Origin of the sequence: Sphingomonas sp. 35-24ZXX, assembly GCF_000786215.1 — a bacterium.
Lineage (GTDB): Bacteria > Pseudomonadota > Alphaproteobacteria > Sphingomonadales > Sphingomonadaceae > Blastomonas.
On the sequence record NZ_JROG01000003.1, the window covers coordinates 1,047,718 to 1,059,328 of the forward strand.

At 65.2% G+C, this 11,611-nt stretch carries 13 protein-coding genes; 7 read left to right on the plus strand and 6 right to left on the minus strand.

Translation table 11 applies throughout. The annotated features are described in order from the left end of the window. The first annotated feature begins 18 nt into the window (after positions 1–18). Entirely contained in the window at positions 19–444 is a 426-nt protein-coding gene (locus tag LI72_RS07465) for a DUF4112 domain-containing protein (protein WP_052129586.1), read from the plus strand. 397 nt (positions 445–841) lie between these two features. Next, a complete protein-coding gene (locus tag LI72_RS07470) occupies positions 842–1,726 on the plus strand; it encodes a LysR substrate-binding domain-containing protein (protein ID WP_081984774.1) in 885 nt (294 codons plus the stop codon). 146 nt (positions 1,727–1,872) lie between these two features. Here LI72_RS07470 and LI72_RS07475 read toward each other — a convergent pair whose 3' ends face one another. Continuing rightward, positions 1,873–2,325 (minus strand): peptidylprolyl isomerase, encoded by a 453-nt coding sequence (locus LI72_RS07475; RefSeq protein ID WP_033925093.1) that lies wholly within the window; start codon positions 2,323–2,325, stop codon positions 1,873–1,875. A 199-nt stretch (positions 2,326–2,524) separates the two neighbouring features. Here LI72_RS07475 and mgtE point away from each other — a divergent pair, with 199 nt between their 5' ends. Together mgtE and LI72_RS07485 are read left to right on the plus strand one after the other, a co-directional pair. Then, a complete protein-coding gene (gene mgtE, locus LI72_RS07480) occupies positions 2,525–3,967 on the plus strand; it encodes a magnesium transporter (protein ID WP_033925094.1) in 1,443 nt (480 codons plus the stop codon). 5 nt (positions 3,968–3,972) lie between these two features. Then, complete coding sequence (locus LI72_RS07485; protein WP_033925095.1) at positions 3,973–4,374, plus strand: DUF1489 family protein; 402 nt, start codon at positions 3,973–3,975, stop codon at positions 4,372–4,374. A 139-nt stretch (positions 4,375–4,513) separates the two neighbouring features. On the opposite strand, the gene LI72_RS07490 is transcribed toward LI72_RS07485, so the two are convergent. Both LI72_RS07490 and LI72_RS07495 read right to left on the minus strand, forming a co-directional pair. After that, on the minus strand, positions 4,514–5,179 hold the full coding sequence (locus LI72_RS07490) for a DsbA family oxidoreductase (RefSeq protein WP_231562393.1): 666 nt from the start codon (positions 5,177–5,179) through the stop codon (positions 4,514–4,516). An 87-nt stretch (positions 5,180–5,266) separates the two neighbouring features. Next, the gene (locus LI72_RS07495) at positions 5,267–6,136 is read right to left on the minus strand and encodes a 3-hydroxyacyl-CoA dehydrogenase NAD-binding domain-containing protein (protein ID WP_033925097.1); all 870 of its coding nucleotides are present in this window, start codon (positions 6,134–6,136) and stop codon (positions 5,267–5,269) included. An 85-nt stretch (positions 6,137–6,221) separates the two neighbouring features. Between LI72_RS07495 and LI72_RS07500 the strand changes: the two genes are divergently transcribed. Beyond that, on the plus strand, positions 6,222–7,271 hold the full coding sequence (locus LI72_RS07500) for a DUF1176 domain-containing protein (RefSeq protein WP_052129587.1): 1,050 nt from the start codon (positions 6,222–6,224) through the stop codon (positions 7,269–7,271). A 19-nt stretch (positions 7,272–7,290) separates the two neighbouring features. On the opposite strand, the gene LI72_RS07505 is transcribed toward LI72_RS07500, so the two are convergent. After that, the gene (locus tag LI72_RS07505; protein ID WP_033925098.1) at positions 7,291–7,758 is read right to left on the minus strand and encodes a GNAT family N-acetyltransferase; all 468 of its coding nucleotides are present in this window, start codon (positions 7,756–7,758) and stop codon (positions 7,291–7,293) included. Between the two features lie 137 nt (positions 7,759–7,895). On the opposite strand from LI72_RS07505, the gene LI72_RS07510 reads away from it, so the two are divergent. Beyond that, on the plus strand, positions 7,896–8,945 hold the full coding sequence (locus tag LI72_RS07510) for an isoaspartyl peptidase/L-asparaginase family protein (protein ID WP_033925099.1): 1,050 nt from the start codon (positions 7,896–7,898) through the stop codon (positions 8,943–8,945). Positions 8,946–8,977: 32 nt separating this feature from the next. After that, a complete protein-coding gene (locus LI72_RS07515; protein WP_033925100.1) occupies positions 8,978–10,639 on the plus strand; it encodes a thiamine pyrophosphate-binding protein in 1,662 nt (553 codons plus the stop codon). A gap of 260 nt (positions 10,640–10,899) precedes the next feature. Here the strand turns inward: LI72_RS07515 and LI72_RS07520 are convergent, their stop codons facing one another. Together LI72_RS07520 and LI72_RS07525 are read right to left on the minus strand one after the other, a co-directional pair. Beyond that, positions 10,900–11,082, minus strand: coding sequence for a CsbD family protein (locus LI72_RS07520; RefSeq protein WP_033925101.1), 183 nt, complete (start codon positions 11,080–11,082; stop codon positions 10,900–10,902). A 50-nt stretch (positions 11,083–11,132) separates the two neighbouring features. Beyond that, complete coding sequence (locus LI72_RS07525; RefSeq protein ID WP_033925102.1) at positions 11,133–11,561, minus strand: EVE domain-containing protein; 429 nt, start codon at positions 11,559–11,561, stop codon at positions 11,133–11,135. Positions 11,562–11,611 lie beyond the last annotated feature (50 nt).

The window sequence follows — 11,611 nt, forward strand, 5'->3', positions numbered from 1 at the left end:
GGGGCACGGGAGTGAACCATGAAGACGATCCGGCCTGAACAGATGGAACAGATCCGCACGGCAATGCCGGCGCTTTCGAACGATCCCGCGGCGATTCGCCAACGGGTGGAGATGATGGAGCAGCTGCTCGAGCGCAGCTTCACCCTGCCGGGCGTGGGTCGCAAGGTCGGGCTCGATTTCGTGCTGGGGCTGGTTCCGGTGCTGGGCGATGTCATAACCGGCGCGATGGGGCTCTATATCGTGTGGGAAGCCCGCAACCTGGGCATGTCCAAGTTCCAGCTGGCGCGGATGGCGGCCAATGTCGGGTTCGACAGCCTGATCGGCGCAGTGCCGCTGGTCGGCGATGCGTTCGATTTCTTCTGGCGGTCGAATTCTCGCAACCTGAAGATCATCCGCAAGCATCTCGACAGGCATCACCCGGCGATTCGCACGATCACGATGTGATTCGCGAATCGGTTCGCCTGCAAAAAGGGTAGCGCTACCAATGGCGCGATGACACCGGTTACCCTCGTTTCCGCAATCCTTTGCAGACGGTTTGCCGCGTTGGATCCAGAAATATCCCGGGAATCAAAGGATTTGCCAAGCCTGCCGAGTTGCTTTACGCGGTGCGGCCACAGGCCATCCAGCAGACAAAAAAAGGGCCAGCCCGAAGGCTGACCCGATAAAGTTTTTAGGAGAGGATGCCTGAAAGGCATGATCAATATGGGTCAGCATCCCTTATTGTGCAAGTGCGAAATGATTGATTTAAGTTGCAAAGAACGCAACTGAAACCGCGCAAAACCGCACTCTGGCGCGATTTGCAATTGCACATTTCCGCTGCAGTGCAATAATGCAGCCGAATATGGCCATGCGACGTCTCCCCCCTTTGCGATCCCTTGAAGCGTTCCTGCGCGTTGCGCGACTTGGTTCGGCCAAGGCTGCCGCGAGTGAACTTGCCCTCTCCCCATCCGCGCTGAGCCGCCGAATCGGCGGGCTTGAGGATTTCGTCGGAAAAAAGCTGTTCAAGCGGCACAACCAGCAGCTGAAGCTCAACGAGGCGGGCGAAGCGCTATTCGCCAGCGTTGCGCCAGCGATCGATGCGCTCGCCGATGCCGTGGCGGCACATATGGACGACAGCCGCATCCTGCGCCTGCGGCTGGGCATGCTGCCGCTGTTCGGAAGCCAGCGCCTGGTCCCACGGCTGGGTGAGCTGCGCAGGCTGTATCCGATGCTGCATATCGATGTCGACACGTCGGGCCATGGCGAGGCGCGGCTGGGCGACACGCTCGACGCCGCGATCGTGCTGGCGGAAAGTCCCGATCCGTCGCTGCACGCGGTGCGGCTGGACCGCAATTACGTCTATGCCATCGCTTCGCGCGAACTGGTGGAAAGCCTGGGCCCCACGCCGGATCTGGTGCAGCTCAACCGCCAGACGATCCTGATCCACAATGACATGCCGCAATCGTTCGAGGCGTGGAAGGATGCGCTGAATCTGGCGGATCTGCACCCGGCCTCGATCGACCATATCGACAGCGGCCCGCTGATGCTCGAAGCGGCCGCCCAGGGCCTGGGCATCGCGATCATGCACGACGACCATCTCACTCGGTCGGGCGATGCACGGCTGGCCAAGCTGTTCGATGTGCGCGTCGAAAGCCCGTACAGCTATTGGTTTGTCTGCAAGCCCCGCGCGCTGGAAACCCGCGCGGTGCGGCTGTTCCACGACTGGCTGGTCGAAGCGGGAATCTGATCCGCCAGATCCTCCCCGCGCTTGCTTGGGGAGGTGGCAGCGCGGAGCGCTGACGGAGGGGCAGTTGCGCAATCGTCAGCGCTATACCTCTCCACCCTTAGCTGGCGCGAACGGTCCCCCCCGAGCAAGCTCGGGGAGGATTGTTTTCAGGCCACGGTCGCCGATGCGATCACGCCCGGCTTTGCCGGCGGTTCGCCCTTGGGCAGCGCGTGGACATGTTCCATGCCTTCAATGACCTGGCCCCAGACGGTGTACTGGCGATCCAGGAAGCGCGCATCATCGAGGCAGATGAAGAACTGGCTGTTGGCGCTGTTGGGATCCATCGTGCGCGCCATCGAGCACACGCCCTCGACATGCGGCTCGTCGTTGAATTCCTGCTTCAGGTCGGGCTTCTTCGATCCGCCGGTGCCGGTGCCGTTGGGGCAGCCGCCCTGTGCCATGAAGCCCGCGATCACGCGGTGGAACTTCACGCCGTTGTAGAAGCCTTCGCCGGCCAGCTCGACGATGCGCTCGACATGGTTGGGCGCAAGGTCGGGACGCAGCTTGATGACGACATCGCCGCCGTCCTGAATGTGAAAGGTAAGCGTTTCGGCGGTCATGGTCTGTCCTTCTTTCGGTGAACGAATGGTGCCGCCGATATAGCGTCGGACAGACGAATGTCACCCCTGCGCCGGACCCGTGTGTCAGGGCTTTGCAACCGCAGCCAATCGGGATTGCTTTTGCAGGTGCGAAGGGCCAAACACTGCGGTCGCGGCGCGCCGCGCACCCCCCATCCACCCCGCCAGACAGGAGCAGGCCTTGACCGAGACGACCGACGCTACGCTCCGCGACTCCGGCCCGCACGACGGCGAGGCGCACGAAGGGGCAGATGCCAGCACCAGCCTGGACGAGGACAACCGGCTGCTTCCCGGCTTTGTCAGCGATGTGTGCGACGCGCTCGACCGCGAGGACGACGAAGCCGCCTATGACCTGGTCGAGCCGCTGCACCCGGCCGACATCGCCGACCTTTTCGAGCTGGTCGAGCGCGAATATCGCGGCCCGCTGGCGCGCGCGATCACCGATCTGCTGGGCGCCGACGTCCTTACCGAGCTCAACGATTATGTCCGCGATGACGTGATCGATGCGCTGCCTGCGGCGCAGGTGGCAGAGCTTGCCGGGCAGCTCGAGACCGACGATGCCGTCGCGATCATCGAGGAGATGGAGGAGGAAGACCAGCGCGCGGTTCTGGCCGAGCTGGAACCGGCCGATCGCGCCGCGATCGTCGATGCGCTCTCCTTCCCCGAGGAATCCGCCGGACGCCTGATGCAGCGCGATCTGGTCGCGGTGCCGGAACACATGAATGTCGGCCAGCTGATCGATTACCTGCGCGAGCATGCCGATCTGACCACCGAATTCTGGGAAATCTTCATCGTCGATGCCAAGCATCGCCCGGTCGGCACCTGCCAGCTCAGCTGGATCCTGCGCACCCCGCGGCACATCGCGCTCGCCGATGTGATGAAGCGCGACCAGACTTTGATCCCGACCGACATGGACCAGGAAGAGGTCGCTCTGCGCTTCCAGAAGTACGCGCTGATCTCGGCCGCCGTGGTCGATGGCGCGGGCCGACTGGTCGGTCAGATCACGGTCGATGACATCATCCACATCGTCCAGGAAGAGGCGGGCGAGGATATCCTGCGCATGTCCGGCGCGGGCGACGGCGACATCAACGAGCCGATCCGCCAGTCGTACAGCAGCCGCGTGCGCTGGCTGATCGCCAATCTGGGCACCGCCCTGGTCGCCAGCAGCATCATCGCGCTGTTCGGCGGCGCGATCGAACAGCTGGTGGCGCTCGCGGTGCTGATGCCGATCGTCGCCTCGGTCGGCGGCAATGCCGGCACGCAGACCATGGCGGTGGCGGTGCGCGCACTGGCGATGAACCAGCTGACCCAGTCGAACACCCGCCGCATCATCGGGCGCGAGCTGCGCATCGCGGTGCTCAATGGCGCGACGGTCGCGGTGCTCACCGGAGCGGGGACCGCGATCGTGTTCGGCGATCTGATGCTGGGCGGCGTGATTGCGGTGGCGATCCTGGTCAACATCATCATCGCCGGCATGGCGGGCGTGATCGTGCCGGTGACGCTCGACCGGCTGGAACAGGATCCCGCCGTCGCCAGTTCGGTGTTCGTGACGATGATTACCGATTCGATGGGCTTCTTCGCATTTCTGGGCCTCGCCGTGGCCAGTGGCCTCGCGAGCTTCTGATCCTCATGGCGCTCAACATGACCAAGATCGCGTTCGGCGCGCAGAGCGTGGGATCGCTGCGGGCGTGGCTCGAAAGCCATGCTCCGCTGGGCGAGGCGCGGCTGACCACGCGCTACATGCCAAAGCGGCACGAAGAGATGGCAGGCGGATCGCTGTACTGGATCTTCAACAAGGCGATTGTCGGCCGCAGCCCGCTGCTGGGCTTCATGGACAATGGCCAGGGCCGCATCTGGATCCGCATCGAACCGCGGCTGATCGCGGTCCAATCCGTCGCCCGCCGCGCGCACCAGGGCTGGCGCTATCTCGAAGCCGCCGATGCCCCTGCGGACCTGGGCGCAGGCCTCAGCGAAGCGGACCAGATGCCGGCAGAGATGCTGGGCGAACTCGCCCGGCTGGGGCTGGTTTAGAGGGGCTGGCGGCTGCCCTCCCCTTATTGTCATCCTGAACTTGTTTCAGGATCCATTCCTCCTCTCGCACCATCCGAGCCAAGACGCACGATGGATCCTGAAACGAGTTCAGGATGACGGGTGTCCTTGACCGAAGTGGCTAGGCCAGCGCCTTCTCGCGCACCTTGCGGATCACATTGACGAAGGTTTCGGCTTCCTGCGCGCCGGGGACCAGGTATTTGCCGTCGAAGATGATCGCCGGAACGCCGCTGATGCCCTGTTCGATCCAGTGGTCGAGATGCGCGCGCACCGCGGCCTCGTTGTCGGGATCGTTCAGCACTTCGCGCCCGGCTTCCGGATCGAGCCCGGTCTGCGCCACGACGTCGAGCAGCACCTCTTCATCGCTGACATCGCGATTGTCCTGAAAATAGGCGGTGAACAGCGCCATTTTCAGCCGCGTCTGCGCCTCGCCGCCCTGGGTCTCGCCCGCCCAGGTCAGCAGCTGGTGCGCCTTGAACGTGTTGTAGATGCGCATGCCGGGGCCGTAGTTGAAATCGAAACCCAGCCGCTCGCCGGTGTCCTTCAGCCGCTGGCGATTGGCCGCGCTCTGCTCCGCGCTCGCGCCGTATTTGCGCGCGACATGCTCGGAAATCGCCTCGCCCTCGGGCACCATCTGCGGGTTGAGCTCGAACGGATGCCAGGTGATCTCGGGCTCGACATCGTCGCCGACCATCTCCAGCGCCTTCTGCAGCTGCTTGTAGCCGATGATGCACCACGGACAGACCACGTCCGACACGATATCAATCTTCAACGCATGGGCGGTCATCATCGCTCTCCGAACTGCTGGTTGCCGTGTGCGCCCCGGTGCCCGAGTGTATCGCGTTTTTCCGGGGCTGTCAGCCAGTGTTGACGCTCAGCGCGTCGGCACCGGGGTTTCGCCCGAATAGTCGTAGAAACCACGCTTGGTCTTGCGGCCCAGCCAGCCGGCCTCGACATATTTGACCAGCAACGGCGCAGGCCGGAACTTGGGGTCGCCGGTGGTGCTGTGCAGCACCTGCGTGATGCTGAGGCAGGTATCGAGCCCGATGAAATCGGCCAGCGTCAGCGGACCCATCGGGTGGTTGAGCCCCAGCTGCACCGCTGCATCGATATCCTCGATCGTCGCCACGCCCTCGCCCAGCGCGAAGCATGCCTCGTTGAGCATCGGCAGCAGGATGCGGTTGACGATGAAGCCGGGCGCGTCATTCGCCTGCACCACGCGCTTGCCGATCCGCTCGGCATAGGCGCGGACGAAATTGACCGTGGCGTCCGATGTCGCAAGGCCCCGGATCAGCTCGATCAGGCCCATCACCGGCACGGGGTTGAAGAAGTGCACGCCGACAAAGCGCGATGCATCGGGGCTGGCGGCGGCCATGCGGGTGATCGGGATCGATGAGGTGTTGCTCGCCAGGATCGCGTCTGCCGCCAGCACCTTGCCGACATTCTCGAAGATCGCGCGCTTGATGTCCTCGCGCTCGGTCGCAGCTTCGATGATCAGCCCGGCCTCGGCCATCCTGGCGTAATCGCCCACCGGCTCGATCCGCGCGAGGGCAGCGTCCGCATCGGCTGCGTCCAGCTTGCCCTTGTCGACCGCGCGCGCCAGCTGCTTGGCGATGCCCGCCTTGCCCTTTTCCGCGTGCTCCACCGACACGTCGGAGAGGAACACATGGATGCCCGCCTGCGCGCTGACCTGCGCAATGCCTGCGCCCATCTGACCTGCGCCGATAACTGCCATTTTATCCATGAAGAGCCTCTTTCTGGTACCGCTGGAATAGGATAGGTCCGCCGCATAACGGATCAATTCCTCTCTGGCTAGGATCGAACACCGCATGATCATCGCACTGCTGCTTGCCACTGCCGCCCCCGCTGCGCCTGCCGCATCCGGACCCGTTCCGGGCGAGGTGAAGACCTTCAAGGACTGGTATGTCGCCTGCGATAATGTCTGGTCGTGCGAGGCGGGGTCGCTGGCCAAGGAAGGCGGCGATTTCACTGGCGCAATGGCGGTGCGGATCGCGCGCAAAGGCGGGCCGAACGCTGCGCTGCGCATCGCGCTGCGCCCCGGTGAGGACGCCGCCAAGGGCCCGGCCCGGCTGAAGATCGATGCGCGTCCGGCGCTCACCGGTCCGCTCGATGGCGAAGGCGACACGCTGCTCGATGCGGCGCAGTCGCTCGCCATCGCGCGGTCGCTGGCCAACGGCAGCCAGGCCGCGCTGGTCCACGCCGATGGCAAGGCCGTGCCGATCTCGCTGGCGGGTTCGTCGGCGGCGCTGCGCTACATGGACGCGGTCCAGCAGCGCGCCGGTACCAGCGGTGCGATCATCGCCACCGGGGCCAAGGCCGATACCGCCCTGCCCCCGCCCCCGCCCCGGCTGGTCGCCCGCGCCGCATCGAAGCTGACCGAACTGCCCGACATGAAGGATTATCCCAAGATCATCACCGAAACCGGCTGCGAGTTCCGGATGGAGGGCGCGGAGGATTCGGTGCACCCGCTCGGCCAGCGCGAAGGCCGCGACATCGCGCTGGTGCTGATCGCGTGCGATTCGGGCGCCTACAATTTCGGCGCGGCGGTGATGATTGCCGAACGGCCGATGGAAGACGCCAATACCCGGTGGGAGTTTTCGCCTGCGCGGTTCGACAATGCGACCGGCTGGGGCGGCGACGATCAGGTGGCGCAGGTGGTCAATGCCAGCTTCGCGCCCGAAAGCGGCCTGCTCTCGGAATTCGCCAAGGGCCGGGGCCTGGGCGATTGTGGCGTCGCCAGCAGCTATGTCTGGGATGGCGAGATGTTCCGCCTGAGCGAGCGCAGCGAGATGGGCGAGTGCCGCGGCGTCTGGGAATGGCCGCGCGTGTTCATCGCCGATGTCGCGCTGGTGCGCTGATCCGCGTGACCGGGCCGCGCTACAACGTGCGCGTCATGCACATGCTGAACGGGTCTTCGGTATAGTCGCCGAACGGCGCGCAGCGCTCGAAGCCATGCTTGGCGTACAAGGCGTGCGCCGGATGGAACGGCTCGGGCAACCCGGTCTCGAGGCTGAGCCGGGTATAGCCGCGCGACCGTGCCTCGGCGATCAGGTGCGCCAGCATCGCCTCGCCCAATCCGCGCCGCAGATAGGCCGGATCGGTCCGCATCGATTTGAGCTCGCCATGGTGCGGGTCGATCTGCTTGAGCGCGCCGCACCCGGCGAGCGCCCCGTCGACGCGCAGCGCATAGAAGGTGACATCGGGCTGACGCAGCCGCTCGACCGGAAAGGCATGCACCGAGCAGATCGGCGAATGCGTGCGCATCTGGTCGAGATGATAGCGCAGCAGCGCGACGATATCCTCGCCGGTCAGGTCATCTTCTTCGATCGTGATCGTCTGCTGCATGCCAATCCCCCTGGAACCTTTCACCACGCCCGGACATTGCGATGGAAGCGGCGCGCGATCCAGACAAAGTTTGCTTGGCGTTGCAAATCCGCCTAATCGCGGCGGCCTGCCTGATGCCTCAACCGGAGCTTGTCCCCATGTCGCACCCCTCGCCCGAATCTCCTGTTGAAAGCGGCTGGTCGCTGGTCATCCACGGAGGATCGGGCCAGTTCGAACGCCGCCGGTTGAGCGCCGAGGCCGATGCTGGCGCGCGCGCCGGGCTCGATCGCGCGCTCGCCGCCGGGTCGGCAGTGCTCAGCGCTGGCGGCAGCGCGATCGATGCCGTGCAGGCAGCGATCGTCGTGCTGGAGGATGACCCCCATTTCAACGCGGGGCACGGATCGGTCTATACCTATGAGGGCAAGATCGAACTCGACGCGGCGGTGATGGACGGTGCCAACCGCGCTGCCGGAGCGATCGCCCGCGCGCACCATACGAAGAACCCCATCCTGCTTGCGCGCAAGGTGATGGAAGACAGCCCGCATGTGCTGTTGTCCGGCGAAGGCGCGGACCGCTTCTCGGTCGAGATGGGGCTGACCCAGGTCGACAACGCCTATTTCGGCACCCCCGAACGGCTGCGCCAGCTTGAGGAATTGAAGGCGAACAGCACGGGCTGGTTCGATGTCGACATGAAGTACGGCACGGTCGGCGCGGTCGCGCGCGACATCAACGGCCATGTCGCGGCGGGCACCTCGACCGGCGGGCTGACCGGCAAGCGCTATGGCCGGATCGGCGATTCGCCGCTGATCGGTGCGGGCACCTATGCCGATGACCGCGCCTGCGCGATCTCCGCCACCGGCGCGGGCGAATATTTCATCCGCGTCGGCGTGGCGCACGAGATCTGCACCCGCATCCGCATGAAGGCCGAGGCGCGCGCCGAGTTCCTGGCGCACGAGGCCGAGCGTGGCGGCACGATTCTCGACGAAGCGGCGCGCGCCAAGCTGCTCGCCACCGCGCTTTCGGCAGACGAGGTGCAGGAGATTGTCGATGCCGTGATGGCCGAGATGGTCGGCCTCGGCGGCACGGGCGGCATCATCTACCTCACGCCCTGGGGCCATCAGGGCTATGCTTTCCGCACCCCCGGCATGTATCGTGGGATGGCCAGCAGCGACGGGGCGAGCCGCGTCGCGGTCTATGGTGACGAATAAGCAACGATAACGACGACAGGCGAGGACGTGTGATGACTGGCAATTCCCTCCGCACCGGTGGGCGCATTCTGGTGGACCAATTGGTGGCACAGGGCTGCGACCGCATTTTCACCGTGCCGGGCGAGAGCTTTCTCGCAGTGCTGGATGCGCTGCACGATGTACCCGCCATAGAGACCGTGGTCTGCCGCCAGGAAGGCGGCGTCACCTTCATGGCCTGCGCCGACGGCGCGATGACCGGGCGCCCGGGCGTCGCCTTCGTCACGCGCGGCCCGGGCGCGACCAACGCCAGCATCGGCGTGCATGTGGCGATGCAGGACAGCAAGCCGATGATCCTGTTCATCGGCGATGTCGATCGCGGCATGCGCGACCGCGAAGGCTTTCAGGAGGTCGACTTCCAGGCGATGTTCACCCCGCTCGCCAAATGGGCGGCGCGGATCGACGACGCTGCGCGCATCCCCGAATATGTCGCGCGCGCCTATTCGGTCGCCATCTCGGGTCGTCCCGGCCCGGTGGTGCTCGCCTTGCCCGAAGACATGCTCAAGGACGTGGTCGAGGCCACCGACCGGCCGCGCGTCACCCGCCCCGTCCAGCCCGTGTGTCACAACGGTTTTGCGGTGCTGATGGAGATGCTCGAGGACGCAAAGGCGCCGATCGCGATCATCGGCGGCGCGGACTGGAGCCCGTCGGCGCGCGCCAATTTCCAGCTGTTTGCCGAGCGCATCGGACTTCCGGTCGCCTGCGCGTTCCGCCAGCAGGATGCGTTCGACAACAAATCGCCGGTCTGGGCGGGCAATCTGGGCTATGGCCCGAACCCCAAGCTGGTCGCGCGGGTCAAGTCCGCCGACCTGATCCTCGCGGTGGGGGCGCGGCTGGGCGAGGCGACGACCGATGGCTATACCTTGGTGACACCCGAACATCCCGGCCAGATCCTGGTCCATGTCCATCCTGACCCGAACGAGCTTGGCCGCGTCTACCGTACCGACCTGCCCTTGTGCGCCGACATGGACGAATTCGCCGAGGCCGCCGCGCTGTGGGACGACGTCGCGGTGCATTTCGAGACCGGGGCGCAGGCGCATGCCGAATGGCTGGCATTCTCCGACCCGCAGCCCACCGGCGCGACTCTCGACCTTGGCCAGTGCGTCCGGGCGATGCGCGAAGCTATGCCCGCCGATACGGTGATCTGCAACGGTGCGGGCAATTTCTCCGGCTGGTGGCACCGCTATTGGCCTTATGGCGAAAAGCCCTCGCAGCTCGCCCCGACTGCTGGCGCGATGGGCTATGGCGTTCCTGCTGCGGTGGCCGCGGCGCTGCGCCTGCCCGAGCGCAAGGTCGTCGCGGTGGCGGGCGACGGCGATTTCCTGATGAACGGGCAGGAACTGGCGACCGCGGTGCAATATGGCGCCGACCTGCTCGTGATCGTGATCGATAACGGCGCCTATGGCACCATCCGCATGCACCAGGAGCGCGAATATCCCGCGCGGCTGTCTGCGACCAGCCTGCGCAACCCCGATTTCGCCGCGCTCGCCCGCGCCTATGGCGGTTGGGCCGCAACGGTCGAGCGGACCGAGCAATTCGCGCCCGCCTTGGCGGAAGCGCTCACCCAGCCGGGGCTCAAGCTGCTGCATCTGAAGACCGAGATCGAGAATATCGCAGCGAGCGGGGCGACCGTCAGCGGGCTGCGCGGGCGCGCGTAAAAAAACCTTCTCCCCTTGAGGGAGAAGGATACGAAGCCTCGCCAGCTTGCTGGCTAGGCGCAGTTGGATGAGGGGTAAATGCGCCACCCCGACGCGACCGTCGCTGCCCCCTCTCCCAGCTCCGACTAGGCAGCAAGCTGCCGAGTCTGCGCAACCCTCTCCCTCAGAGGGGAGAGGGCTAGAGCGCACACAGAAAAACCGGCCCCCCGTTTACACGATGGGGCCGGTCTTTGATTAGGTCAGATCAGATCAGAGAACGATCAGATCTTGTTGCCGAACGCGCCCTTAACGTCGCCGCTGACCTTCTGGGCCTTGCCCTTCAGCTGCTGGGCTTCGCCTTCGGCTTCGAGTTCGGGGTTGTTGGTCGCAGCGCCAATGCCTTCCTTGACCTTGCCGGCCAGATCATTGCCAACGCCTGCGGCCTTGTCCTTGAATTCACCCATGATTTTGCTCCTTCACAAACGCAGGGCTGCCTGCCCCGCTTCAGGAACACTTACGCCCGCTGGCCGGGGGCGTTCCCCGCCATGGCCAGAATTTCCGCCCACTCGTCCGCGCTCAGCGCCGCCACCGACAGCCGCGACTGCCGCAGCATCGCCATGTCGCCGAGCCCCGGCCGCAGCTTCATCGCCTTCAACGACACCGGCTTTTTCAAGGGCTCCACCGGCGTGACCTTGACCGCGACCCAGCGCCCGCTCTCGTCCTTGGGGTCGGGAAAGGCGGTCTGGCTGATCCGCATGATCCCCACCGCCTCGAGCCCGGTGCGCGAGTGATAGAACAGCGCCAGATCGCCTGTCCGCATCGCCTTCAGATTGTTCGATGCCTGCGCATTGCGCACGCCATCCCAAGTGCCTTCGCCGTCGCGCACCAGGTCGTGCCAGCCATATTCTTCGGGTTCGGACTTCATCAGCCAATATTGGGTCATGATTTTTCCTGCCAGCATGCCTAGATGGGCGCATCGCTCGATTGTCGAGA